Annotated in this window: 28 protein-coding genes and 1 pseudogene; 11 read left to right on the top strand and 18 right to left on the bottom strand. The window is 77.7% G+C overall.

Translation table 11 applies throughout. The features are described 5' to 3' along the window. Positions 1 to 89 precede the first annotated feature (89 nt). The 6 genes from BMW62_RS02880 to ssd all read right to left on the bottom strand — a co-directional run bounded on the left by BMW62_RS02880 (position 90) and on the right by ssd (position 4550). Positions 90 to 464: a TadE family type IV pilus minor pilin gene (locus tag BMW62_RS02880; RefSeq protein ID WP_244523800.1), complete on the bottom strand. Its 375-nt coding sequence runs from the start codon at positions 462 to 464 to the stop codon at positions 90 to 92. A 3-nt stretch (positions 465 to 467) separates the two neighbouring features. After that, a complete protein-coding gene (locus BMW62_RS02875) occupies positions 468 to 743 on the bottom strand; it encodes a DUF4244 domain-containing protein (protein ID WP_091929324.1) in 276 nt (91 codons plus the stop codon). 114 nt (positions 744 to 857) lie between these two features. Next, positions 858 to 1589, bottom strand: coding sequence for a type II secretion system F family protein (locus BMW62_RS02870; RefSeq protein ID WP_244523799.1), 732 nt, complete (start codon positions 1587 to 1589; stop codon positions 858 to 860). Further along, positions 1586 to 2374: a type II secretion system F family protein gene (locus BMW62_RS02865; RefSeq protein ID WP_091929476.1), complete on the bottom strand. Its 789-nt coding sequence runs from the start codon at positions 2372 to 2374 to the stop codon at positions 1586 to 1588. The genes BMW62_RS02870 and BMW62_RS02865 overlap by 4 nt, the downstream gene beginning before the upstream one ends. After that, complete coding sequence (locus BMW62_RS02860) at positions 2371 to 3510, bottom strand: TadA family conjugal transfer-associated ATPase (RefSeq protein ID WP_091929323.1); 1140 nt, start codon at positions 3508 to 3510, stop codon at positions 2371 to 2373. Before BMW62_RS02860 ends, BMW62_RS02865 begins: the two co-directional genes overlap by 4 nt. Then, positions 3507 to 4550, bottom strand: coding sequence for a septum site-determining protein Ssd (ssd, locus tag BMW62_RS02855; RefSeq protein ID WP_244523798.1), 1044 nt, complete (start codon positions 4548 to 4550; stop codon positions 3507 to 3509). Before ssd ends, BMW62_RS02860 begins: the two co-directional genes overlap by 4 nt. Positions 4551 to 4706: 156 nt before the next feature. On the opposite strand from ssd, the gene BMW62_RS02850 reads away from it, so the two are divergent. Then, complete coding sequence (locus tag BMW62_RS02850; RefSeq protein ID WP_091929321.1) at positions 4707 to 5549, top strand: HAD family hydrolase; 843 nt, start codon at positions 4707 to 4709, stop codon at positions 5547 to 5549. A 3-nt stretch (positions 5550 to 5552) separates the two neighbouring features. Here BMW62_RS02850 and BMW62_RS02845 read toward each other — a convergent pair whose 3' ends face one another. Next, the gene (locus BMW62_RS02845) at positions 5553 to 6521 is read right to left on the bottom strand and encodes an aldo/keto reductase (RefSeq protein ID WP_091929320.1); all 969 of its coding nucleotides are present in this window, start codon (positions 6519 to 6521) and stop codon (positions 5553 to 5555) included. A gap of 10 nt (positions 6522 to 6531) precedes the next feature. After that, on the bottom strand, positions 6532 to 7317 hold the full coding sequence (locus tag BMW62_RS02840) for a Fic family protein (RefSeq protein WP_091929475.1): 786 nt from the start codon (positions 7315 to 7317) through the stop codon (positions 6532 to 6534). A 65-nt stretch (positions 7318 to 7382) separates the two neighbouring features. Here BMW62_RS02840 and BMW62_RS02835 point away from each other — a divergent pair, with 65 nt between their 5' ends. After that, entirely contained in the window at positions 7383 to 7934 is a 552-nt protein-coding gene (locus tag BMW62_RS02835) for a histidine phosphatase family protein (RefSeq protein ID WP_091929319.1), read from the top strand. 37 nt (positions 7935 to 7971) lie between these two features. Here the strand turns inward: BMW62_RS02835 and BMW62_RS02830 are convergent, their stop codons facing one another. From BMW62_RS02830 to def, 6 genes are all read right to left on the bottom strand, one after another. Further along, on the bottom strand, positions 7972 to 8172 hold the full coding sequence (locus tag BMW62_RS02830; protein WP_091929318.1) for a hypothetical protein: 201 nt from the start codon (positions 8170 to 8172) through the stop codon (positions 7972 to 7974). A gap of 108 nt (positions 8173 to 8280) precedes the next feature. Continuing rightward, entirely contained in the window at positions 8281 to 8796 is a 516-nt protein-coding gene (locus BMW62_RS02825; protein ID WP_091929317.1) for an FKBP-type peptidyl-prolyl cis-trans isomerase, read from the bottom strand. A gap of 133 nt (positions 8797 to 8929) precedes the next feature. Then, positions 8930 to 9253, bottom strand: a complete 324-nt coding sequence (locus tag BMW62_RS02820; RefSeq protein ID WP_091929316.1) for a tetratricopeptide repeat protein — start codon at positions 9251 to 9253, stop codon at positions 8930 to 8932. Positions 9254 to 9294: 41 nt separating this feature from the next. Then, a complete protein-coding gene (locus tag BMW62_RS02815; protein WP_091929315.1) occupies positions 9295 to 10473 on the bottom strand; it encodes a glucose-1-phosphate adenylyltransferase family protein in 1179 nt (392 codons plus the stop codon). 44 nt (positions 10474 to 10517) lie between these two features. Continuing rightward, positions 10518 to 11012, bottom strand: a complete 495-nt coding sequence (locus tag BMW62_RS02810; RefSeq protein ID WP_091929314.1) for an FBP domain-containing protein — start codon at positions 11010 to 11012, stop codon at positions 10518 to 10520. Between the two features lie 157 nt (positions 11013 to 11169). Next, complete coding sequence (gene def, locus BMW62_RS02805) at positions 11170 to 11727, bottom strand: peptide deformylase (protein ID WP_091929313.1); 558 nt, start codon at positions 11725 to 11727, stop codon at positions 11170 to 11172. Positions 11728 to 11792: 65 nt separating this feature from the next. Here def and BMW62_RS02800 point away from each other — a divergent pair, with 65 nt between their 5' ends. The 5 genes from BMW62_RS02800 to BMW62_RS02780 all read left to right on the top strand — a co-directional run bounded on the left by BMW62_RS02800 (position 11793) and on the right by BMW62_RS02780 (position 17575). Then, positions 11793 to 12737: a cobalamin biosynthesis protein gene (locus BMW62_RS02800; protein ID WP_091929312.1), complete on the top strand. Its 945-nt coding sequence runs from the start codon at positions 11793 to 11795 to the stop codon at positions 12735 to 12737. 236 nt (positions 12738 to 12973) lie between these two features. Beyond that, positions 12974 to 14422, top strand: coding sequence for a MocR-like transcription factor YczR (locus tag BMW62_RS02795; RefSeq protein WP_091929311.1), 1449 nt, complete (start codon positions 12974 to 12976; stop codon positions 14420 to 14422). A 147-nt stretch (positions 14423 to 14569) separates the two neighbouring features. After that, entirely contained in the window at positions 14570 to 15283 is a 714-nt protein-coding gene (locus tag BMW62_RS02790; RefSeq protein WP_091929310.1) for an ANTAR domain-containing protein, read from the top strand. 112 nt (positions 15284 to 15395) lie between these two features. After that, a complete protein-coding gene (locus tag BMW62_RS02785; RefSeq protein WP_091929309.1) occupies positions 15396 to 16061 on the top strand; it encodes a lysophospholipid acyltransferase family protein in 666 nt (221 codons plus the stop codon). After that, entirely contained in the window at positions 16058 to 17575 is a 1518-nt protein-coding gene (locus tag BMW62_RS02780; RefSeq protein WP_091929308.1) for a cobyric acid synthase, read from the top strand. Before BMW62_RS02785 ends, BMW62_RS02780 begins: the two co-directional genes overlap by 4 nt. Here BMW62_RS02780 and BMW62_RS02775 read toward each other — a convergent pair. Next, positions 17562 to 17951 (bottom strand): acyl-CoA thioesterase, encoded by a 390-nt coding sequence (locus BMW62_RS02775; RefSeq protein WP_091929307.1) that lies wholly within the window; start codon positions 17949 to 17951, stop codon positions 17562 to 17564. The two genes, BMW62_RS02780 and BMW62_RS02775, sit on opposite strands and share 14 nt — an antisense overlap. Positions 17952 to 17991: 40 nt before the next feature. Here BMW62_RS02775 and BMW62_RS02770 point away from each other — a divergent pair, with 40 nt between their 5' ends. The 3 genes and pseudogenes from BMW62_RS02770 to BMW62_RS02760 all read left to right on the top strand — a co-directional run. Further along, positions 17992 to 18615, top strand: coding sequence for an MSMEG_1061 family FMN-dependent PPOX-type flavoprotein (locus tag BMW62_RS02770; RefSeq protein WP_244523797.1), 624 nt, complete (start codon positions 17992 to 17994; stop codon positions 18613 to 18615). A 75-nt stretch (positions 18616 to 18690) separates the two neighbouring features. After that, positions 18691 to 19116: a VOC family protein gene (locus BMW62_RS02765; protein WP_091929306.1), complete on the top strand. Its 426-nt coding sequence runs from the start codon at positions 18691 to 18693 to the stop codon at positions 19114 to 19116. A gap of 22 nt (positions 19117 to 19138) precedes the next feature. Further along, a pseudogene (locus BMW62_RS02760) lies at positions 19139 to 19753 on the top strand (RNA-guided endonuclease TnpB family protein); the annotation flags it as partial. Positions 19754 to 19813: 60 nt separating this feature from the next. On the opposite strand, the gene BMW62_RS22065 reads toward BMW62_RS02760, so the two are convergent. After that, entirely contained in the window at positions 19814 to 20023 is a 210-nt protein-coding gene (locus tag BMW62_RS22065) for a hypothetical protein (protein WP_139206177.1), read from the bottom strand. Positions 20024 to 20196: 173 nt separating this feature from the next. Here BMW62_RS22065 and BMW62_RS02755 point away from each other — a divergent pair, with 173 nt between their 5' ends. After that, positions 20197 to 20703 (top strand): type II toxin-antitoxin system PemK/MazF family toxin, encoded by a 507-nt coding sequence (locus BMW62_RS02755; RefSeq protein ID WP_091929473.1) that lies wholly within the window; start codon positions 20197 to 20199, stop codon positions 20701 to 20703. A 6-nt stretch (positions 20704 to 20709) separates the two neighbouring features. On the opposite strand, the gene BMW62_RS02750 is transcribed toward BMW62_RS02755, so the two are convergent. Together BMW62_RS02750 and BMW62_RS02745 are read right to left on the bottom strand one after the other, a co-directional pair. After that, positions 20710 to 21006 carry a hypothetical protein gene (locus BMW62_RS02750; protein ID WP_244523796.1) on the bottom strand — a complete coding sequence of 99 codons (297 nt, stop codon included), beginning with the start codon at positions 21004 to 21006 and terminating at the stop codon, positions 20710 to 20712. A gap of 64 nt (positions 21007 to 21070) precedes the next feature. Then, positions 21071 to 22135: an AbrB family transcriptional regulator gene (locus BMW62_RS02745; protein WP_091929304.1), complete on the bottom strand. Its 1065-nt coding sequence runs from the start codon at positions 22133 to 22135 to the stop codon at positions 21071 to 21073. Positions 22136 to 22325 lie beyond the last annotated feature (190 nt).

Genomic DNA, 22325 nt, shown 5'->3' with positions numbered 1-22325 from the left:
CAGCCCGACGAGCACCGCACCGGCGGTGACCGCGACGAGGACGGCGGAGAGCACGAGCACCCACACGGTGGCCGAGCCGCGCTCCCCGCTCATCCCGGGAGCCCCGCGGCGGGCTCGCGCCAGGCGACCGCCTCCGCGACCACCGTGACCCGCCAGGGCAGCGGCCCCAGCGGCCGCACCTCGGCCGCCACCGTCACCCGGACCTCGTCGCCGCTGCCGGTGAGGCCGGTGCGCGCACCGGCCGGCGCAGCCCGGCCGGCCCACTCCGCGACGACCGCGGCATCCTCCCCGCGCGCCGCCGCCCGCGCGCCCTCCCGGGCGGCGTCGACGCAGCGCAGCTGGGCGCCCACCACGGTCACGGCGGCGACGGCGCCGGCGAGCACGAGCAGCAGCACCGGCAGCACCACCGCGGTCTCGGCCGTGACCATCCCCGCCTCGCCCCGCCGGGCCACTCGACGCCGCACCGGTCAGGAGAGGGTGGCGAGCGCGGCCTCGACCAGGTCGGTGAGGCCGGTGACGACGGAGTCACCGGAGACGACCCGGTAGAGCACGGCGGCGAAGGCGCAGGCGGCCACGGTGCCGACGGCGTACTCGGCGGTGCTCATCCCGGCCTCCGCCCGGCTCCGCAGGCGGGCCAGGCGGCCCGGGCGGCGTCCGGCGGCGGGGGTGGCGTCGGTGTCGGGAGCCGGCCGATCGGCGGCGGGGGTGGCGTCGGCATCGGGAACGGGCTGGTCGGCTGTCATGGTCGGTCCTCTCGGTCGTGCCCCGGTGGGGCGGTGCTCCGAGCCTGGCGGCCGGTGCAGGCCCGTCCCGCGCGTGCGGGCGATCTGTGGAGGGGGCCGGTGGCTGTGGACGCGTCAGCCGAAGACGTCGCCGGCGATGCCGAGGACCAGCGGGACCACGCCCAGGCAGACGAACGCGGGCAGGAAGCACAGCCCGAGCGGGGCCAGCACCCACACCCCGGCCCGCTGCACCGCCGCCTGCGCCTGCGCGCGCGCCGCCGACCGGGCCTCCCCGGCCAGCGCGTGCAGCGCCGGCACCGCGGCGGCGCCGGACTCCCCCGCCCGCACCAGCACGCGGGCCAGCCCGCCGAGCTCGGCCGGCTGGTCGGCCCAGGCCCGCCGCGGCGCGGCACCCATGCGGTGCAGCGCGGCCACGCCGTGCAGCCGCCGGCCCAGCGGTCCGGGCACCGCCCCGGCGACGGCGGCGAGCGCGCCCGCGAGGGGCAGCCCCGCGCCCAGGCACGCCGCGAGCAGCTCGCAGGCCACCGGCAGCTCCCGCAGGAGGACCGCCCGCTCCTCGGCGTCCCGGTCGGGCGCCGCGGCGCGCAGCGCCCGCTCCCCCGCCGCGGTGACGACGACGGCGGCGCACGCCCCGGCCGCGCCCCCGACCAGGAGGCCCGCCGCGAGCCCGGCCGCGCCGGCGAGCAGCCACCGGCGCCGGGCCCCCGCCGCCGGGGCGTCCCCGGGAGCGGCGGCACGGGCAGCGCCCGCGGCCACCCGGCGCACCCGCTCGCCGGCCACGGCCGCGCCGGGCGGCCACAGCGCCACCGCGGCGGCGAGCAGCAGGACCGGCAGCGCGGCGGTCACCGCGCGACCCGGCGGACCAGGCGGCCGGTCCAGGCGATGCCGGCCACCTCGAGGAGCACCCCGGCGACCAGCAGCCCCTGCCCGGCACCGGTGCGGGTGAGCACGTGCCACGGATCGGCGCCGACGCCGCTGCCCATCGCCAGCCCCAGCAGCGGGAGGCCGGCCAGCAGCCGGGCGCTGGCCCGGGGCCCGGCGGTGGCCACCAGCAGCTCGCGGCGCCGCCGCAGCCGGGCCCGCAGGTCGTCCTCGACCGCGGCGACCACCGCGGCCAGCGAGCAGCCGGTGCGGGTGCCGAGCGCGACGGCGGCCGACAGCCGGGCGAGCGCAGCCGGCGTCCCGTCGCCGTCGGCGCCCCCGCCGGTCGCGTCCGTCACCGGAGCGCGGGCGGCCCGCCCCAGCGCCGCGGCGCACACCGGGTCGGGGCAGTCGGCCGCGGCCGTGCGCACCGCCTCGGTCAGCGTCCGGCCCGCGCGCAACTCCGCCGCGACGGCGCCCAGCGCCTCGGCCAGCACCGCCTGCCGGGTGACGTCGTCGGCCGCCCGGCGGCCGGCCGACCGGGCGCGCGCCGCGAGCGCGGCGCAGCCGGCGGCGAGCACCGCGACCAGGGGTGTGGCCAGCAGCGCACCCGCGCCGCCGGCGACCACCGCGGCGACGAGCGGCAGCGGCACCCGCCCGGGAGCACGGGCCCCGGCCGGACCTGCGCGGAGCAGCCGGCGCCGGGCGACCGCGCGCCCGTCGGGCCAGAGCAGCACCGCGCCGGCCGCGGCCAGCAGCGCCGCGGTCACGGCCCGGCCAGCAGCCGCCGGAGCGCGTCGCCGGCCGGGCACGGCCCGCCGTCGGCCCGCCAGCCGGGTTCCACCACCACGAGCTCCCCCTGCCGGCGGAGCAGCCCGATCTCGGCCACCCGTCGGCCGGCGGGCGTCCGCCGCAGGTGCAGCACCACGTCCAGGGCGGCCGCGGTCTGGCTGTGCACCGCGGCGCGACCGAGCCCGGCGGCGACGCCGAGCGCCTCCAGCCGCGCCGGCACCTCGGTGGCCCGGTTGGCGTGCAGGGTGCCGCAGCCGCCGTCGTGGCCGGTGTTCAGCGCGGCCAGCAGGTCGACCACCTCCGGCCCGCGCACCTCCCCCACCACCAGCCGGTCGGGCCGCATCCGCAGCGCCTGCCGCACCAGGTCGCGCAGGCCGACCGCACCGGCGCCCTCGACGTTGGGCGGCCGGGTGAGCAGCCGCACCACGTGCGGGTGCGGCGGGGTCAGCTCCGCGGCGTCCTCGCAGAGCACCAGCCGCTCGGCCGGGGCGACCTCGCCCAGCAGGGCCGACAGCAGGGTGGTCTTGCCCGAGCCGGTGCCGCCGGTGACGAGGAACGCCACCCGCCGCGCCACCACCGCGCGCACCAGCGCCCCGCTCTCGCCGGGCAGCGCCCCGAGCGCCTCCAGGTCGGCCAGCGCCTGGGCGCACCGGCGCAGCACCCGCAGGGAGAGGCAGGTGCCGCCGGCGGAGACCGGCGGGAGCACCGCGTGCAGCCGGGTGCCGCCGGGGAGGCCGACGTCGACCCACGGCGCGGCGTCGTCGAGGCGGCGGCCGGCCGACGCGGCCAGCCGCACCGCCAGCCGGCGCACCGCGTCGTCGTCGGCGAAGCGGACACCGGCGGCCCGCTCCAGCCCGGCCCCGCGGTCCAGCCACACCTCGCCGGGCCCGTTCACCAGGACGTCGGTGACCCCGGGCAGCCGCAGCAGCGGCTCCAGCGGGCCGGCCCCGGCCAGCTCGTCGACGGCGTCGCGCGCGGCGAGCAGGACGTCGCGGTCACCCAGCAGCCCGCCCGCCTCGGCACGCACCAGCGCCGCCACCCCCGCCCGGGAGGGCACCTCGTCGGCGACGGCGAGCCGCGCGCGCACGCGGTCCAGCAGCGACGGCTCGCTCACCGGCCGGCGCCCTCGGCCAGCTCCGCCAGCAACCGCCGGGCGACGGCGGCCAGCGGCGACCGGGGCTGCGCACCCGGCGGCTGCCCGCGCTCGGCCCGGGCGACGGCTCCCCGGTCGTGCGGCAGCTCGGCCAGCACCGGCCGGCCCACCACCTCGGCCACGTCACCGGGCAGCAGCCCGCCGGGCAGGGTGCGCACCACCAGGCGCGCCGCCGACCACGGCGAGCCCTGGGCCTCGACCAGCCGGCGGGCGGCCGTGGCGGCGCGCAGCCGGGCGGGCACCACGAGCACGGCCAGGTCGGCGTCGGCCAGCACCTCCTGCACCCCGCGACCCGGGCCGCCGCACCCCGGGCGGGGCAGGTCGACGACCACCGGCAGCCCGGTGCCGCGGCTCGCGCCCACCACCGCGGTCAGCGCCGCGTCGGGGATCGGCGTCGCGCCCGCGCGGCCGGCGGAGACCAGGTGGACGTCGCCGATCCCGGGCAGCGCGGCCAGCAGCGCGTCGCCGGCCACCTCCCCGCGCAGCCCGGCGAGCTCGGGCCACCTCAGCCCCTCGGCGAGCTCGGCCCCGAGCAGCAGGTCCAGCCCGCCACCCCAGGCGTCGGCGTCGACCAGCACGGCCCCGCCGGGTGCGGCGAGGGCGACCGCGGCGGCCACCGTGCTGGCGCCCGCCCCGCCGCAGGCCCCGCCCACGGCGACGAGCCGGCCGCGCTCGGCCGGCGCCCGGACGGCGGCGGCGCAGCGGGAGAGCAGCCACCCCTCGTCGGCGGGCAGCACCGCGACCCGTTCCGCACCCACCTCGACCGCCGCCGCCCACCCCTCCGCGGGCAGCTCGGCTGTGGCGACGACGACCACTCCCGGGCGGCGGGGCAGCGCGCGCAGCACCCCGGCGGCCAGCGCCTCCGCGCCGACCAGCACCAGCGCCGCCTCCCGGTGGGCGCGCCGCAGCGCCGGGCCACCGGTGGCGAGCTCCGCCTCGGCGCCGGCGGCCGCGACCAGCCGGAGCAGCTCGTCGAGCAGGTCCTCGTCGGCGCTGACCACGAGGGGACGGGAAGGGGGTGGCAGGGGCACGGGAGCGAGCCCACCGGACACCGGGCGGACGGGACCAGAACGGGAGCGGAACTGTGGATGACCCCATCGGGTGTGGACACCGTCCACTCCGGTCGGCTACCTGCCGATCCAGCTACCGTGGCTGACGTGTCCCGCTCCGCGGCGTTCTTCGACCTCGACAAGACGGTCATCGCGAAGTCCAGCACGCTGGCCTTCGGTCGCCCGTTCTTCAACGGCGGGCTGATCAACCGCCGCGCCGTCCTGAAGACGGCGTACGCCCAGTTCGTCTTCTCCCTCGCCGGCGCCGACGCCCAGCAGATGGAGCGGCTGCGCGCCCAGCTCACCGCGATGGTGACCGGCTGGGACGCCGCCACCGTCCACGAGATCGTCCGCGAGACGCTGCACGAGATCGTCGACCCGCTGGTCTACGCCGAGGCCGCCGACCTCATCGAGGAGCACCGCGCCGCCGGTCGGGAGATCGTCATCGTCTCCAGCAGCGGTGCGGAGATGGTGGAGCCGATCGGCGAGATGCTCGGCGTCGACCGCGTCGTCGCCACCCGGATGGTCACCGAGGAGGGCCGCTACACCGGCGAGATCGAGTTCTACGCCTACGGCGAGCACAAGGCCGAGGCGATCCGCCGGCTCGCCGCCGAGGGCGGCTACGACCTGGCCGACTGCTACGCCTACAGCGACTCGATCACCGACCTGCCGATGCTCTCCGTCGTCGGCCACCCGACCGCGGTCAACCCCGACCGCGGGCTGCGCAAGGCCGCGCTGCAGCACGGCTGGCCGGTGCTGCGCTTCGAGCGGCCGGTGAGCATGCGTTCCCGCTTCTCGGTGCCGCCCGCGCCGGTGGTCACCGGTGCCGCGATGGGCGTGGGCGCCGCCGTCGTCGGGCTGGCCTGGTACGCCCGGCACCGGGCCGTGCGCGCCGGGCTGCTGCCCACCGACGACCCGGCGCCGGGCCGGCGCCGCCGCCGCGGCGCCTGACGCTCAGCGCCCGAACCGCTCCCGCAGCCCGTCGACCAGGGTCCGCACGCCGGACACCGGGGAGAACGCCCGCGCGGCCGCGGTCAGCGCCGCCACCTCGTCGTCGGCCAGCGCGAGCTCGTCGGCCGCGGCGTTGGACTCGAGCTGCTCCACGCTCGAGGCGCCGGGGATGACCACCACGCGCGGCTGCGCGACGAGCCAGGCCAGCGCGACCTGCGCCGGCGTCGCGTCGTGCGCGTCGGACACCTGGCGCAGGACGTCGAGCAGCGGCTCGACCCGGCGCAGGTTCTCCGTGCCGAACAGCGGGTTGACCGCGCGCACGCCCCCGGGCCGGTTCTCGGCCGAGTACTTCCCGCCGAGCAGCCCCTGCGCGAGGGGGCTGTAGGCGATGACCAGCCGGTCCTCGCGCTCGGCGAAGGGCACCAGGTCCTCCAGCGGTCCGGCGTGCGCCAGGGAGAACTGCACCTGGTTCGCGACGACCGGCGCACCGAGCGCGGCGTCCGCGGCCCGCCAGCGGTCCAGGGAGTAGTTGGAGACGCCGACCGCGCCGATCGCCCCCTCGTCGAGCAGCTCCCGCAGCCCGGGCATCGTCACGGAGTCGGGGATCACCGGGTTGGGCTGGTGCACCTGGTAGAGCGGGATCCGGCCCACGCCCAGCCGGCGGGCGCTCCCGGCCCAGCGCTGCCGCACCACCTTCGGGAAGGGTGCCACCGGGAAGATCTTGCTGGCGACGACGACGCGGTCGCGTTCCTCCCCCAGCGCCTCGCCGAGGATCCGCTCGCTGCGCCCGAAGCCGTAGACCTCGGCGGTGTCGAAGAGCGTGATGCCGAGCTCGCGGGCCCGGCGCACGATGTCGCGGGCGGCCCGATCGGCGTAGCTGTCGCCGTACCCCCACTCGCGGGACCCGAACTGCCAGGTGCCCAGGCCGATGCGGCTGACGGGGCCGAGCCCCGGGACGTCGAGGGTGCGCATGCCCCCAGTCTCAGCCGCGGAGCAGGCTCTCGCAGATGGCCAGGCCCTCCAGCGCCCCGTGCTCGGTGGCCCGGCAGCAGTGCACCAGCCACGCGGCCACACCCTCGGGGGTGCCGGTCGCATAGCCGGCCAGCGCCTCGCCGTAGGCGTCCCGGCCCAGCTCGGCGAAGCCCACCTCGGGCACCGAGACCGCCTTGGGGTCCAGCCCGCGGGCGATCCCGGTCAGCCGGGCCGCGCCCCGGGCGACGACGCCGTCGGCGGTACCGAACGGGGCCAGCGCCGCCAGCTCGCCGTGCACCAGCGCCGCGACGAGGACGGCGGGGACGGTGGTGGTGCCGGTGGCCAGGGAGAACAGCCCGGCCAGCCGGGGGCCGGCGTGCGCGGCCGGCCGGCCGAGGTCGGCGCGGTCGTCGAGGTCGGCGGCGGCCAGCACGTGCAGGCGGGCGATCACCTGCCCGGGCGCCCGCGGCCACGTCTCCACCATCGAGCCCAGCCCCGCCGAGACGCGCAGCGCGCCCTGCACGACCGGGTCGTCGACCGACCCGGCCCGCAGCTCGGCGAGCGGCACGTCGACGCCGGCCAGCGCGGCGGAGGCGCGCGCGCCGCGCAGCGCCGACTCGGTGCTCACCCCGGCGGACTCCCGGCGCAGCACGCGGTGGCCCAGCAGCCGGTCGACGCCCGCCCGGGCCGCGTCGGCGGCGTCCCGGACGCCCGGCAGGTCGAGCAGGGGGACCAGCGGGTCCGGGGTGCCGGGCGCGGCGGGACGTGCCGCGCCGGGACGGACGGGGATGCTCACGACCACGACGGTACGAGGCGGGCCGCGGAGGTTCGCGGACCCCTGCCCTACGCTGCCTCCTTGCCATGGCCCGACCGCTGACCCTGCTGCTCGTGCGCCACGGGCAGAGCGAGTGGAATGCGGCAGGTCGCATGCAGGGCCAGGTGGCGCACGTGCCGCTCACGCCGCTGGGCCACACGCAGGCCGAGGCGGCCGCCGCGGAGCTGACGCGGCTGCGGCCGGGGGTGCTGCTCTCCAGCGACCTGCTGCGCGCGGTGCAGACCGCCGAGCACTGCGCCCGCGCCACGGGCCTGCCCTTCACGACCACCCCGGCGCTGCGCGAGCAGGGCTACGGGGTGCTGGAGGGGCGGCCGTCGCGGGAGCTGTGGGACGTCGTCGACTGGTCCGACGCGCACTGGTCCGCCGAGGGCGGCGAGAGCCTGGCCGAGCTGCACGCGCGGGTGGCGGCCTACCTCACCCAACTCTGCGCCGAGCCCCCGGCCGACGTGGTGGCCCTGGTGACCCACGGCGACACCATCCGCGCCGCGCAGGCCGTGGCGGCGGGGCTGGGGGCCGACGCGATGCCCGCGATCACCCCGCACAACGGCACGGTGACCCGGCTGGAGATCTGCGAGTGAGGGGTGGCCCGGCCGTGCGGCCGGGCCACCCCGCCACTCAGCGCCGGCGCAGGAAGCCCTGCACCAGGCGGCCGATGCCGCCGCCGGTGGTGGGGGCCGCGCGTCCGCGCCCGGTGCCCCTGCGCGCGGACGTGGCGCGGCCCATGCCGCGTCCCGGCCGTGCGGCGCCGCGTCCACCTCGCGCCGCACCCCGGGTCGCGCTCTGCGCCGTGCCCATCAGCTTTCCGAGGATGCTCATGGAGGGCAAGGTGCCCGCCGGCCACTCCGTCGACGCACCCCAGGAGCCGACCGCCGCCTGGCGCGGCGCGTCGTCACCGAACGCACGTCGACAGGGACTGTGCGCAGGTCAGCCGGTGACCTCCACGAGGTCGACCACGAAGACCAGCGTGGAGCCACCCGGGATCGGCCCGCGGTCCTGCTCGCCGTAGCCGAGCTCGCTGGGAATGGTGATCACCCGCCGGCCGCCGACCTGCATGCCGGTGATCCCCTGCTCGAAGCCCGGGATCACCTGGCCCGCGCCGAGGGTCACCGGCAGCGTCTCGTCCGCCCCGCGGCTCCAGGAGGAGTCGAACTCCTCGCCGGTCTCGTAGAAGCCGCCGACGTACTTCACCGCCACGGTGGAACCCTCGACGGCCTCCTCGCCGTCGCCCCGCACGACGTCCTCGACGACGAGCTCGGTCGGCGCGGGCGCGTCGGAGGCCGGCACCTCCGGGGCCTCCGAGAGGTCGGTGCCGATCTCCTCGGCGACGACCGAGGTGGGCTGCTCGATCGACGAGCCGCTCCCGTCCTCCCCGCCGCAGGCGGTCAGGGCGAGGGCGGCGGTCAGGGCGAGCAGGGTGCCGGGCACGGTGCGGCGGGTCATGAGGTCTCCTGGGCGAGCGGGCGCTCGGATCGGGGCGGGCGAGGTGGCCGGCGCGGGCCGCGGGCGGAGCCACGGGGCGGCGCGGCCCTCCCGCCATCGTCCCAGAGCGCGCCACCCGCGCCGGGGAGCCCGGTCAGGCGGCGCCCAGGGCGTCGGCGACCCGGTGGTGCACCGCCGCCTCCCCGCCCCGGCTCTGCCGCTCCAGCGTGCGGGCCAGGGCGCGGCGGGCCCAGCCGTTGCTCGGCGCCAGGTCCACCAGCCGGTCGAGCGCCGCCTCGGCCGGCCCCAGCTGCGCCGAGCCGTAGTAGGCCCGGGCCAGCAGCTCCAGGGCCGCCTCGTTGCGCGGCTCGGTGTCGACGATGGGCTGCAGGATGCGCGCGGCGGCGTCGGGCTGGCCCATGCTGAAGAGCAGGTCGGCGCGGAGGAACTCCGAGTGCAGGTCGATGGGCTGGGTCATGCCGCCTGCAACGCCCGCGCGCGGTCGCCGCTTCCCGCCGGTCATCCCTCCGGCTCGGGGAAGCGGGCCCCCGCGGCGAGCTCGCTGTCGCCGGCGACCCGGGCCGCCCGGCCCACCAGGGTGATCTCCCCCTCGCCGCCGATCGACGCGCCCCGCCCCACGTCCACCCCGTCGTCGAGCACCGACCGGGTCACGGTCGCCCCGGCGCGCACCCGGACGCCGGGCAGGAGCACCGAGTCGACGACGGTGGCCCCGGACTCGACCACCACGCCCGGCGACAGCACCGAACCGCGCACGTCCCCGCCCACCCGGGTGCCGCCGGAGATCAGGCTGTCCTCGACGTGCGCCTGGCTGAGCACCCGTGCCGCGCTGCGCCGCCCGCCGCGGGTGTGCACCGGCCAGCGGGGGTCGTCGAGGTCCAGCGGCGGCTCCTCGGCGATGAACTCGCGGTGCGCCTCCCAGTACGCCGGCACCGTCCCCACGTCGCGCCAGTACCCGTCCAGCGGGTACGCCCGCGCCAGCCCCTCGGCGGTCTGCGCGGGCAGCAGGTGGGTGCCGAGGTCCTCCAGGCCCTCGTCGCCGACGTCCCCGTTCAGCGCCTCCAGCCGGTCCAGCGTCGGCGACGGGGTGAAGACGAACACCTCGTTGGTCGCCGTCGTCGTCGCCGGCTCGTCGGGCTTGTACGAGTAGCCGGTGACGCGGCCGCCGTCGCCGACCTCGACGATCCCGTAGCGGGACGCGTCGTCGGGCGCCACCTCGGTGGTGACCATCGTGACCTCGGCGCCGGACCCCAGGTGCGCCTCGACCACCTCGCGGTAGTCGAGCTTGTAGACGGCGTCGGCGCTCACGACGACGAGCGCGTCGGCGTCGAACTCCCGGATGAGGTCGGCGTGCCGCCACAGCGAGTCCGCCGTGCCGGTGTTCCACCCGCCGCGCTCGGTGCCCTTGTACGGCGGCAGGGTGAGCAGGCCCCCGACGGTCCGGTCGAGGTCCCAGGGCCGGCCGTTGGCCAGGTGGTCGTGCAGCGACGTGGGGTGGAACTGGACGGAGACCCAGACGTCGGAGATCTGCGAGTGCTGGCAGTTGCTGAGCGGGAAGTCGATCAGCCGGTACACCCCGCCGAAGGGGACGGCCGGCTTCGCCCGCCGCTCGGTGAGCAGTTCGAGCCGGCCGCCGGCACCACCGGCCAGCACCAGGGCGAGGATCCGCGGGAGCGCCATGGGCGGCCCGCTACCCCGCCGGGGGCACGTCCACCCACCGGCCGCTAGGGCCGGCGGACCGAGTCGAGGAACCCGCGCACGCGCTCCCGCAGCTCGAGGGAGCGCTCGGCGACGACCTCCGCGGGGTCGCGGTCGCGCAACCACGGCGGGATCTCGGTGCGCACCCGCGTGGAGCAGCGCAGGTCCGCGCAGATGTAGGTGCCCACGGTGTTGCCGTTGCGCCCCGCGTCACCGGTACGCCGCGCGGTGAACAGCGAGACGGCGTCGCCGGGCTGCGCCGTCTGGCAGAGCAGGCACATCGCCGCCGTCCGGCCGGACATGCTGCTCTCGGCGGCGCGGACGGCGATCCCGACGGCCTCGTCGTCGACCTGCGCGACCAGGTACCCCCGCAGCGGCGCCTTCGGGTCGCGCCAGCCGAGCACGACCTGCCGGCTCCAGTCGAGCTCGTCGAAGTCCCTGGGGAGGGTGAGGGTCTTCGCCTCGCCGCGCGAGCAGTTGACGAACGAGCGCCGGACCTCGGTCTCGGACAGCGGTGTCACCGGTGGTGCCTCTCCTCTGGGTGGTGCGGGTGCCGACGGAGGATCATCGACCATCTCCCCGGCGCGTTCACCCGGATCTCGGACCACGTGCGCCGGTGCGCAGCCCACCGGCTCGAACTGCGCATCGGCGCGCCCCGTCGCCGAGGTGGGGCCGCGATCAGGCGGGGAGCTCACCGCCGGGACCGGCCGCCTCGGCCAGCAGCCGCTCGCGGAGCTCGGCCGGGAGCCGGTCGACGTAGACGGTGCCGTCGAGGTGGTCCACCTCGTGCTGCAGGCAGCGGGCGGCCATGCCGGTCGCCTCGATGCTCACCGGGTCGCCGTGCAGGTCGACGCCGTCGACCCGGGCCCGGAAGGCGCGCGGCAGCTCGGCGTAGGGGCCGGGCACCGAGAGGCAGCCCTCCTCGGTGACCTCGTCCGCCGGGTCGTCCCCCACCGGCTGGAGCACCGTGAGGACGGGGTTGACGACGTAGCCGACGACGTCCTCGCCGTCGGCGTCCGGGCAGTCGATGACGAAGACCCGGGCGTCCACCCCGATCTGGTTCGCGGCCAGACCGACGCCGTCGGCGGCCTCCATGCTGGCGAACATGTCGAGCACCAGCCGCCGCAGCCCGTCGTCGAACGCGGTGACCTCGGTGCAGCGGCGGTGCAGGACCGGGTTGCTGCCGTAGGTGACGATCGGCCGGGCGACGCCGTCGTAACGGCCGAACAGGCGCATGCGCCGATCCTAGGGAGACCGCACCGGCGCACCGGCGCCCGCCGGCGGGTTGGCACCATGGCTCGGTGCGACCGAGCCCCGATGCCGCGACCGCGCTGGGGCTGGCCCTCGGCGCGCTGGCCGACCTCGCGCTCGCCGATCCGCGGCGGGGCCACCCGGTGGCCGGCTTCGGGAAGGCCGCCGCCGCGCTGGAGCGCCGCACGTGGCGCGACTCCATCGGTGCGGGCGCCGGCCACTGGGCCGTGCTCGTGGGGAGCACCACCGCGGTCGGCGTGGCCGCCGACCGCGCCACCCGCTCCCGCCCGGTGCTGCGTACCGCGGTGACCGCCGCGGCCACCTGGGCCGTCCTGGGCGGCACCTCGCTCGGGCGGGTGGCGGTGCGGATGCACGACGCCCTGGCCGCCGGGGACCTGCCCGCCGCCCGGGCCACGCTGCCCGCGCTGGCCGGACGCGACCCGCAGGGGCTCGGCGAGGCCGAACTGGCGCGCGCGACCGTGGAGTCGGTCGCCGAGAACACCTCCGACGCCGCCGTCGCCCCGCTGGTCTGGGGTGCGGTGGCCGGCCTCCCCGGGCTGCTGGCCTACCGCGCGGTCAACACCCTCGACGCCATGGTCGGCCACCGGTCGCCGCGGTACGCGCGCTTCGGCTGGGCCGCCGCCCGCGCCGACGACGTCGCCAACTGGCTCCCCGCCCGCTCGACCGCGGCGCTGACCGTCGCCTGCGCCCCGCTGGTGGGTGGATCCTCCGCCGGGGCGTGGCGCGTCTGGCGCCGCGACGGCGCCGCGCACCCCAGCCCGAACTCCGGGCGGTGCGAGGCCTCGCTCGCCGGGGCGCTCGGCCTGCGGCTGGGCGGCCGCAACGTCTACGGCAGCCGGGTCGAGGAGCGGCCGGCGCTCGGCGACGGCCGGCCACCGGCGACGGCGGACGTCCCGCGCGCCGTGGCCCTCTCCCGCGCGGTGTGGACCGCCGCGGCGGCCGCGGCGGTCCTGGCGCGCCTGCTCCGGCGCTGACCGTCCCGGTGCGGCCGGGCAGCCACCGGGAAGCCGGCCGGATCGACCCGGGGATGGCTGGCCGGCGGATCACCCGGGCCGGGGCCACCCCGCAGCGTGACGCGGAGCGTGGCCACCGACAGGTATCCCAGCCCCAGCAGGACGAGCACCAGCGTGACGGTTCCACCTGTGTCCATGACGAGAGGGTGGCATGATCCGTGCTGGCGTTTGGCAGGCCAATCCGGCATGGTGGTCGCATGCCACTTGGATCGGAACGGTCCACCGGTGCCCGCGAGCTCGCCACGCTCGTCGGCCCCGTCGTGGGCCTGCCCACGCCCCGGTACGCGGGCCTGGCCCGCCGCGTCCGCGACCTGCTCACCGCCGGAGCCCTCCCCGCGGGGGTGCGGCTGCCCGCCGAACGGGAGCTCGCCACCGAGCTGGACGTCAGCCGGGTCACGGTCGCCTCGGCCTACCGGGTGCTGCGCGACGAGGGCTTCGCCCGCACCCGGCACGGGTCGGGCACCGTCACCGCGCTGCCCGACGTCCGGTCCGGCTGGACACCTCCGAGCACCACCCCGGGGGTGATCGACCTGGCGCACGCGGCACCGGAGGCGGCGCCGGAGCTCCTGCCCGCCTACGAGCAGGCGCTGGGCGAGCTGCCGGCGCACCTCCCGGCCCACGGCTACGCGCCCAGCGGGCTGCCGCAGCTGCGCGCGGCGGTCGCCGGCTGGTTCACCGCACGCGGGCTGCCCACCGACGCCGACCAGGTGGTGGTGACCGCGGGCGTCGGCGACGCGGCCGCGCTCGCCCTGGACACCCTGCTCGAGCCCGGCGACCGGGTCCTGGTCGAGCACCCGACGTACCCCGGCGCGGTGGGGCTGGTCGCGGCGGCCGGGGGGCGCTGCGTCCCGGCCGCGGTCGATCCCGCCGACCCCGACGCGCTCGTCGGCACCGCGCAGCTGGTGGCCCGGCAGAGCAGTCCCCGCCTGGCATACCTGATGCCCGACTGCTCCAACCCCACCGGCGTCGCCCTCTCGGCGGCCGGCCGGCGGCGGCTGGCGGCGACCCTCTGGCAGCACGGCGTGGTCACCCTGGTCGACGAGGTGTCCACCGGCCTGGAGCTGGACACCCACACCGCGCCACCGTTCGCCGCCGGCGTCCCCGACGCGGCCACGGTGACCGTCGGCGGGCTGTCCAAGGCGGTCTGGGGCGGCCTGCGCATCGGCTGGCTGCGCACCGAGGCGGGCCTGGCCGGCCGGCTGGGCGAGGCGCTGAGCCGCCGCCAGCTCTCCGTGGGGGTGCTCGACCAGCTGGCCGCCACCGTGCTCGTGACGCAGCTGGACGAGATCCTCGAGCACCGGCGGGCACTGCTCCGCGAGCGGCGCACCGTCCTGCTGGCCGAGCTCGCCGCGCAGCTCCCCGACTGGACGGCACCGGCGCCCACCGGCGGGCTCGCGGTCTGGTGCCGGCTCCCCCCGGGGACCAGCTCGGCCGCGCTCACCTCGGCCGCCGCGGAACGCGGGCTGCTGCTCGCCGAGGGCCGCGCGTTCGGCACCGGGCACGCCTTCGACGACCACCTCCGCCTGCCGTTCACCCTGCCCCCGGAGCGCCTGCGCGCCGCCGTCGGCGTGCTGGCCCGGCTCGACCGGGAGGCGCGCACGACCGCAGCCGCCGCCAGCCCGCCGCGCCCGCTCACCGTCGTCTGATCCCGTGCTGGCGGGCACCGCCGCCGGGACGTACGGTCTCGGTATTCGGGAGGTCCGGCCCCTCCGCGGGGTCGGGGCACCGGGCGTCGAGCAACCGGCACCTCGGGCCTGCCGGTCACCGGCACACCTCCGTCCTGGAGGTCGACCATGTCCTCGCCGCCGCTGACCCGCTCCCGTCCCGCCGCCCGCCCGGCGCACGACCGCGGGCAGGAGCCGCGCCGCACCGTCACCCGCCACCCCGTCCCGTCGCCGGGGATCTCCGGCCGCTACCGCTTCGACGGGCACGCCGGCACCTGGTGGTGGTCCCCCGAGATGCACGACCTGCTCGGCCTGGACGCCGCGGGCACCACGCCCTCCACCGAGGCGCTGCTCCGCGTCCAGCGGCCCGAGGACGGCGCCCGGCTGCTCGCCGCCCTGTCCGCCTGCGGCGCCGGGCAGGCGTTCGCCATCGAGACGCGCCTGCACCACCCCGACCGGCCCCCGCGGCCGGTGCTGCTGGTCGGCGAACCCGGTCCGGACGGGGCCGGGGGCGTGCGGGCGGTCGAGGGGTTCTGCGTCGACCTCACCGGCGCCCGCTCCGGGGTCCCCGACCCGGCCGGGACCGACGCCCTCCGGATGGAGGTCGAGCAGTTGCGGACGGCCATGGCGAGCCGGGCGGTCATCGAGCAGGCCAAGGGCATCCTCATGCTGCTCACCGGCTGCGCCGAGCAGACCGCGTTCGACCTGCTGGCGCACATCTCCAGCCACACCCACCGGAAGGTGCGGGACGTCGCGCAGGCGATCACCGCCTCGGCCACAGGGCACGGCGGGCTGCCCGAGGACGTGCGCGCCATCCTGCGCGACGCCTGCCCCCCGGGGTAGCCGCCCGCGCGCAGGAGCCGCCGCCCTGCCGCCGGGCGGGGTCCGGCAGGATCGGGGCTGCCCGCGGTGTCCGGGGGCGCGGCTCCCGGAGCCGCCGAGGAGGGAGCCTGCGATGTTCTACGTCCTGGCCCGGTTCGTGCTGCGCCCGCTGTTCTTCGCCCTGTGCCGGCCGCAGATCGCCGGACGGGAGAACGTGCCGCTCGACCGCCCGGTGATCCTCGCCAGCAACCACCTGTCCTTCATCGACAGCATCGCCATCCCGCTGGCGGCCCCGCGCCGGGTCGCCTACCTGGCGAAGGCCGAGTACTTCACCGGCCGCGGGATCGGCGGATGGCTCACCCGCACGCTGTTCACGGCGCTCGGCGCGCACCCGGTCGAGCGGGAGACCCACCGCGCCGCGCAGGCGGCCCTGGACACCGCCCTGCGGATCCTGCGGGGCGGCACCGCCTTCGGCCTCTACCCGGAGGGCACCCGCTCCAAGGACGGCCGGCTGGCCCGCGGCAAGACCGGCGTGGCCTGGCTGGCGCTGACCGCCGACTGCCCCGTCGTCCCGGTCGCGGTGCACGGCACCGACCGGGTGCAGCCGGTCGGTGCCCGCTGGCCCCGCCCGCACCGCATCGCGATCACCTTCGGCGAACCGCTGACCTTCCCCGAGCACCGCGGGCAGGCCGACCGCAACAAGGCCCGCCGCGAGGTGACCGACCGGATCATGCTGGCGATCGCCGACCTCTCCGGTCAGGAGAAGGCCGGCTGGGACGTCCCGCGCGAGGCGGTGTGAGCGGGGCGCTGCTCGTCGCCGGCACCACCTCGGACGCCGGCAAGTCCGTGGTCACCGCGGGGATCTGCCGGTGGCTGGTGCGCGAGGGCGTCTCCGTGGCCCCGTTCAAGGCGCAGAACATGAGCAACAACTCCGTGGTCACCCCCGACGGCGCCGAGATCGGCCGCGCCCAGGTGATGCAGGCCGCGGCGGCGCGGGTCGAGCCGGAGGCGGCCATGAACCCGGTGCTGCTCAAGCCGGGCGGCGAGAACTCCAGCCAGGTCGTCGTCCTGGGCCGGCCGGTCGCCGACGTGACCGCGCTCTCCTACCGGCCGATGAAGGCGGCGCTGCTCGAGCAGGTGCTCAGCAGCCTGGCGGAGCTGCGCGCCCGGTTCGACGTCGTCGTCTGCGAGGGCGCCGGCTCCCCCACCGAGATCAACCTGCGGGCCGACGACATCGCCAACATGGGGCTGGCCACCGCCGCGGACCTGCCGGTGGTGGTCGTCGGCGACATCGACCGGGGCGGGGTCTTCGCCGCCCTGCACGGCACCGTCGCGCTCATGCCGCCGACCGACCAGCGGCTGGTCGCCGGCTTCCTGGTCAACAAGTTCCGCGGCGACGTGCGACTGCTGCGCCCGGGGCTGGACCAGCTGACCGCGCTCACCGGCCGTCCGGCGCTCGGCGTCCTGCCGTGGCTCGGCGGCCTGGAGGTGGACGCCGAGGACTCGCTGAACGTGCCCGTGGCGGCGTCGGGCGCGCCGCCGGCCGGGGACGACGTCCTCCGCGTCTCGGTGGCCCGGCTGCCCCGGCTGTCGAACTTCACGGACCTCGACGCGCTCGCCGCCGAGCCGGGGGTGCTGGTGCGCTACGCCACCCGCCCGGAGGAGCTCGCCGACGCCGACCTGGTCGTCCTGCCGGGCAGCCGCGCGACCGTGGCCGACCTGTCGTGGCTGCGCGCCACCGGCCTCGCCGACGCGGTGCTGCGCCGGGCGGCGGAGGGGACGCCGGTGCTCGGCGTCTGCGGCGGCCACCAGATGCTGGCCCGCACGATCACCGACGAGGTCGAGTCGCGGGCGGGGACGGTGGCGGGGCTGGGGCTGCTGCCCGCCGACGTCCGCTTCGCCCCGGAGAAGACGCTCGCCCGCCCGGTGGGCAGCGCGCTGGGCGAGACGGTGCACGGCTACGAGATCCACCACGGCGTCGTGACCGTCGACTGGTCCTCCGACGCCCCACCCGCCCTGCCGTTCCTGGACGGCGCCCGCGCCGGGGCGGTGTTCGGGACGACGTGGCACGGCGCGCTGGAGAACGACGGCTTCCGCCGGGCGTTCCTCACCGAGGTCGCCCGCATCACCGGCCGCCGGTTCGTGCCGGCACCGGCGACGGAGTTCGCCGCGGTGCGCGAGGCCCGGCTGGACCGCCTGGGCGACCTGGTCGCCGAGCACGCCGACACCGACGCGCTCTGGCGGCTGATCGAGCAGGGCGCGCCCGCGGACCTGCCGCTGCTGCCGCCGGGCTCGGGCTTCAGCCCCCGGTGAGCCGCGCCCGCACGTCGTCCGGCCACGGGGCGGACCGGCCGTCGGTGATCGAGACGTAGGTGGTGCGGACGACGCAGCACACCCGCTCGCCGACGCGCACGGTGAAGCGCACCGTCACGCTGGTGCGGCCCACCTCCTCGGTCTCGGCGTCCACGGCGACGGTGTCGCCCCAGCGGGCGGACGACGTCCACTCGAGCGCGCTGGCCTTGACCACCGGGTCCACCCCGCGGGTGACCAGCTCGTCCCAGGCGAGGCCGTGGGACGCCCACCACCCGTTGGACGCCTCGTCGGCCCAGGTCAGGTAGTGGGCGTTGAAGACGACGCCCTGCTGGTCGCACTCGACGTATCGGACGGGGGAGCTCCACACCTGCGGCACGAGGGGTCACGCTAGCCGCGCCACCGTCTACCGTCGTCGCGTGCCCGCCACCCCGCTGCCGCCACCGCCCACCGACGACCCGGTGCTCGCCGGCTACCGGACGCCGGGGGGCCTGGTGCTGGACAAGGTGATCGACCACCTCGACGCCCACTGCCGGGAGTTCATCGCGCACTCCCCCTTCGCGACGCTGGCCACCGCCGACGCCGAGGGCTGGCCCGACGTCTCCCCGCGCGGCGGCGACCCGGGCTTCGTCCACGTGCTCGACGCGCACCGGGTCGTGCTGCCCGACCGGCCGGGGAACAACCGCGTCGACAGCCTGCGCAACGTGGCCGTGAACCCGCGCGCCGCGTTGATGTTCCTGGTGCCCGGCGTCGAGCAGACGCTGCGCGTGTACGGCACGACGACGCTGGTCGCCCCCGAGGACCTGCCGCTGGACCTCACCGAGTTCGGCCGGGCGCCGCTGTCGGTGCTGGTCCTCGAGGTGCGGCGGGCGTACTTCCAGTGCCCCAAGTCGGTCATGCGCTCGGGCCTGTGGGACCCGGCGAAGCGGATCGACCCGAAGGCGCTGACCCCGTTCGGCCGGGTGATCAAGGACCACTGCGCACTGGCGGACGACCTGCCCGACGACGCCACGATCCGGGCGGAGCTCGCCCAGGAGTTGTGAAAGGACCCCGTCCTCCTCACCCCTCGCACGCTCGGGGCGAGCCTCTGGACGGGGCCGGGGGCCTAGCCTCCGGCCATGGCGTTCGACGTCCAGATCACGGTCGACTGCTCCGCCCCGCACGACCTCGCCGACTGGTGGGCCCAGGCGCTGGGCTGGCAGGTGGAGCCCCAGGACGAGGCCTTCATCCGCCGGACGGTGGACACCGGCGCGGCCACCGCGGAGGACACCACCACCCACCGCGACGCGCTGGTCTGGAAGGTCGGTGCGGCGATCACCTCACCCGACCCGGGCCGGCCGCGGGTGCTGTTCCAGCTCGTCCCCGAGCCCAAGGCGGTCAAGAACCGGCTGCACCTCGACGTCCGGGTGGGGCCGGAACGGGTCGAGGCCGAGGTGGCCCGCCTGATCGGGCTCGGTGCCCGCGAGCTGTGGCGCGGCCGGCAGGGACCGTTCGCGTGGGTGACGCTCGCCGATCCGGAGGGCAACGAGTTCTGCGTGACCTGAGGCCGCCTCAGCCGGCGCCCCCCTCAGCCGATCGAAGAGAGGTTCGAGAAACCGGCGCAAGGCGGTCGCCCGGCTCGGCCGGGCACACGCGACGGCGGCCGCGGTCCGGGCCGACGCGCTGCACACCTTCACCGCGACTCTCGCGCTCGAGCACGGCGTCGTGGTCGTCGAGGACCTCGCCACGAAGAACCTGATGGCCAACCGGTCCCTGGCCGCAGCGATCGGTGACCAGGGCTGGGCCGAGCTGGCCCGGCAGCTGGCCTACAAGACGACCCGCCACGGCGGGCGGTGCCTCGTCGCGGACCGCTGGTTCGCGTCATCGAAGACGTGCTCGGCGTGCGGTGCGGTGAGACCCGAACTCGCCCTCGCCGAGCGCACCTACCGCTGCGGCGAAGACTCCTGCGGCTACACAGCCGACCGGGACGTCAACGCCGCCGCGAACCTCGCCGCCTGGGGCGAGCACACGCTCGGGCTCTGCCCGTGCGTGACCCAGGCCGGGGACCGCCACCCGGGCGGCCCGACAGCCGGCGTGAGCCGGCATGCCTGTGGAGGGTGGGTGTCAGGACCAGCCGCCCAGGCTGGTCCGGTGCTGCCCGGTGAAGCAGGAACCAGCCGGCCACGTCTCGGCGTGGCGTAAGCACTGGACGCCCCGGACAGGGGCGCTTACGGAACGGTGCGGTGGGCAACCGTCACACCTTCACCGTAAGGGGGGGCCGGCGCGCAGGTCCCGGGCGAGCTTCCGGTCGGCGACGGCCCGCTCGGCCATCGCGCGCACGCGCAGCCGGCGGCGTCTGCGGCTCGAGCCGAGGTAGCGCGCGTCCTCCACCAGCTGGAACGCGGCGAGCACGCTCGCCTGGACCTCGCGGGCACGCGGAATCGCAGGGCGCGCCGGTTCGGCCGAAGTCATGGAGACCCCCTCTCCCGGGGGACGCCGGCACGCTCCCCGCAGGCCCATGGTTGCCCCCGCACCGCCCCGGCCAACCCCGACGGTGACCACCTGGTGCCGATGGGTCACGTGGGACGAGCGGTGATGGTTCCGTGTCCTGGGTCACCCCACCGCTGCTCCGTACGGTGTTCCCCATGGCCTCTCTCCGGCGACTCGGTCGGACGGCGGCGCGCACCGCCGGGCGCGTGCTGCACCTACTGCGCACCCCGGCGCCGGGGAGCATCCGGCCGCCCTCGGCCCGGCCGCGGCCGGCCGGTGCGCCGGACGTGGCGTACCGGCCACGCGACGACGGGCGTCCCGATCCCGGCGAGATCGTCTGGGCGTGGGTGCCCTTCGAGGAGGACGACGGCCGCGGCAAGGACCGCCCGGTGCTGGTCATCGGCCGGCGGGACGGCGACCTCCTGGGCCTGGCGCTCACCAGCCGCGACCACGACCGGGACGCCGCCGACGAGGCCCGCCACGGGCGGGTCTGGACCGACATCGGCAGCGGCGCCTGGGACCCCCGGGGCCGACCGAGCGAGGTGCGGCTGGACCGGCTGCTCGTGCTGGACCCGGCGACGGTCCGCCGGGAAGGCGCCGCGCTGGACCGTGCCCGCTTCGACCGCGTCGTCGGCGAGGCCCGCCGCGTGCAGGGCTGGTGACGCGGGTCAGTCCGCGACCGACTCGTCCCGCGCCGGCCGCCGCACCGGCGGCCGCAGGTTGTAGACCCCGACGCCGTCAGCGATCGGCTCCAGGTCGTAGCGGTGCACGACCTTGGGCCCGCCGTGGAGGTGGACGTGGGTGACCGTCGGCAGCGGGTCGCCGTGCCGGGCCTCCCGGATCTGCACGCGCCCGTCCAGCGGGCCGCCGACGAACAGCAGCACCGCGTCGTCGGGGTCCGGCCCCGTCGTGGCCGCGTTCTCCTCGGACAGCTCCGGTCTCCTCCCGCTCGTGCGCCGGTCCACGAGGGTAGGCGCGTCCGGCCCGCTCGTCAGGTGCCCGCCCCCGGGCGCCCGGCGCACGGGGCCCTCAGCCCGGCGGCCCCCGGCGGAGCCGGCGGGCCACCAGCGGGGCGCTGAACAGCATCACGAACAGCCGCAGCACCTGGACGGCGAGGACGAAGGTGGTGTCGGCGCCGGAGTCGCGGGCGGTGGCCAGCACCGCGTAGAGGCCACCGGGCGTCGTCGCCAGGTATCCCTCGAGCGCCGTCGCCCCCGTGGCCGCGGCCAGCAGCCCGCCCAGACCGGCGCACCCCAGCACGAGGACGACGACGATCGCCAGCGCCAGCGGCAGGACGCGGCCGATGCCCCGCAGGCTGCCGCGGGTGAAGCCGGCGCCGACCTGCAGGCCGATCACGAGGAACGCCGCGCTCTCCACGAGGGCCGGCACCCCGGCACCGCCGGAGAGGCCGCTCAGGTCCGCGACGGCGGCGGCGACCAGCGGACCCAGCAGGGCGGCGACGGGCACCCGGAGCAGCCGCCCGGCGATCAGCCCCGCCACCGCGCAGGCCGCGGTGAACGCCAGCCCGCCCGGCCAGCCCGGCCCACCGGCGTCGTCGGGAACGAGCCCGGCGCCCGCGGTGGCGCCGAAGGCGGTGGTGGCCACCACCGGCATGAGCAGGACGATCAGCAGCACCCGCAGGTACTGGAGCACCGCGACCACCCGTTCGTCGGCGCCGAGCTCGCGGGCCATCACCACGATCCCGGAGGCGCCCCCCGCGATCATGGCGAAGGCGCCGGTCACCGGCGTGATGCCGGGGTGCAGCCGGAGCGCGAGCCCGGCCAGCAGGCTGAGCAGGAGGGTCGCGACGGTGACCAGGAGCACCGGCAGCCAGTCGGCGGCCACCGCCCGCAGCGTGCCGACGTCCACCAACGCGCCCATGGAGACGCCGATGACGGCCTGCCCGGCGGTGCCGAGCGGTTCGGGCACCCGGGCCGGCGTGCGCACCGCCAGGGCGCGGACCAGCCCGGCGGCCAGGCCGCCGAACAGCGCGGGTGAGGGCAGGCCGGCGAGCCCCAGCAGCAGCCCCAGGCCGACCGCCCCGGCGACGACGACGGCCGCGTCGAGCAGCCCCGCACCCCACCGGCCCCGCATCCGTCCCCCCGTCTCGCCCCCGCCCGCCGGCGATCACTCTGCCGGTGCGCCGGGTGGTGGCGCGCGAAGGCCGGCCGGACGTGCCACCACCTCGGCGCCCCGCCCGCGGGTCCAGCCGCGCCGGCGGACGTCCAGCCGCGCCGTGACGTGGCTGGACGTCCGGCGGAGCGGCTGGGCATGTGCTGCTGGA

It is taken from the genome of Blastococcus sp. DSM 46786 (genome assembly GCF_900109665.1).
Taxonomy (GTDB): domain Bacteria; phylum Actinomycetota; class Actinomycetes; order Mycobacteriales; family Geodermatophilaceae; genus Blastococcus; species Blastococcus carthaginiensis.
The sequence above is the reverse complement of the archived record's forward strand: the minus strand, read 5'-3'. Positions and strand labels throughout refer to the sequence as shown.

Excerpts from the sequence above, each read along its gene's own strand:
- BMW62_RS02755 (WP_091929473.1), top strand. The coding sequence starts at position 20,197 with ATGGCCTCTCTCCGGCGACTCGGTCGGACGGCGGCGCGCACCGCCGGG.
- BMW62_RS02875 (WP_091929324.1), bottom strand. The coding sequence starts at position 743 with ATGACAGCCGACCAGCCCGTTCCCGATGCCGACGCCACCCCCGCCGCC.
- def (WP_091929313.1), bottom strand. The coding sequence starts at position 11,727 with ATGCGCCTGTTCGGCCGTTACGACGGCGTCGCCCGGCCGATCGTCACC.
- BMW62_RS02845 (WP_091929320.1), bottom strand. The coding sequence starts at position 6,521 with ATGCGCACCCTCGACGTCCCGGGGCTCGGCCCCGTCAGCCGCATCGGC.
- BMW62_RS02795 (WP_091929311.1), top strand. The coding sequence starts at position 12,974 with ATGCCACTTGGATCGGAACGGTCCACCGGTGCCCGCGAGCTCGCCACG.
- BMW62_RS02830 (WP_091929318.1), bottom strand. The coding sequence starts at position 8,172 with ATGAGCATCCTCGGAAAGCTGATGGGCACGGCGCAGAGCGCGACCCGG.
- BMW62_RS02745 (WP_091929304.1), bottom strand. The coding sequence starts at position 22,135 with ATGCGGGGCCGGTGGGGTGCGGGGCTGCTCGACGCGGCCGTCGTCGTC.
- BMW62_RS02765 (WP_091929306.1), top strand. The coding sequence starts at position 18,691 with ATGGCGTTCGACGTCCAGATCACGGTCGACTGCTCCGCCCCGCACGAC.
- BMW62_RS02790 (WP_091929310.1), top strand. The coding sequence starts at position 14,570 with ATGTCCTCGCCGCCGCTGACCCGCTCCCGTCCCGCCGCCCGCCCGGCG.
- BMW62_RS02825 (WP_091929317.1), bottom strand. The coding sequence starts at position 8,796 with ATGACCCGCCGCACCGTGCCCGGCACCCTGCTCGCCCTGACCGCCGCC.
- BMW62_RS22065 (WP_139206177.1), bottom strand. The coding sequence starts at position 20,023 with ATGACTTCGGCCGAACCGGCGCGCCCTGCGATTCCGCGTGCCCGCGAG.
- BMW62_RS02835 (WP_091929319.1), top strand. The coding sequence starts at position 7,383 with ATGGCCCGACCGCTGACCCTGCTGCTCGTGCGCCACGGGCAGAGCGAG.
- BMW62_RS02815 (WP_091929315.1), bottom strand. The coding sequence starts at position 10,473 with ATGGCGCTCCCGCGGATCCTCGCCCTGGTGCTGGCCGGTGGTGCCGGC.
- BMW62_RS02785 (WP_091929309.1), top strand. The coding sequence starts at position 15,396 with ATGTTCTACGTCCTGGCCCGGTTCGTGCTGCGCCCGCTGTTCTTCGCC.
- BMW62_RS02820 (WP_091929316.1), bottom strand. The coding sequence starts at position 9,253 with ATGACCCAGCCCATCGACCTGCACTCGGAGTTCCTCCGCGCCGACCTG.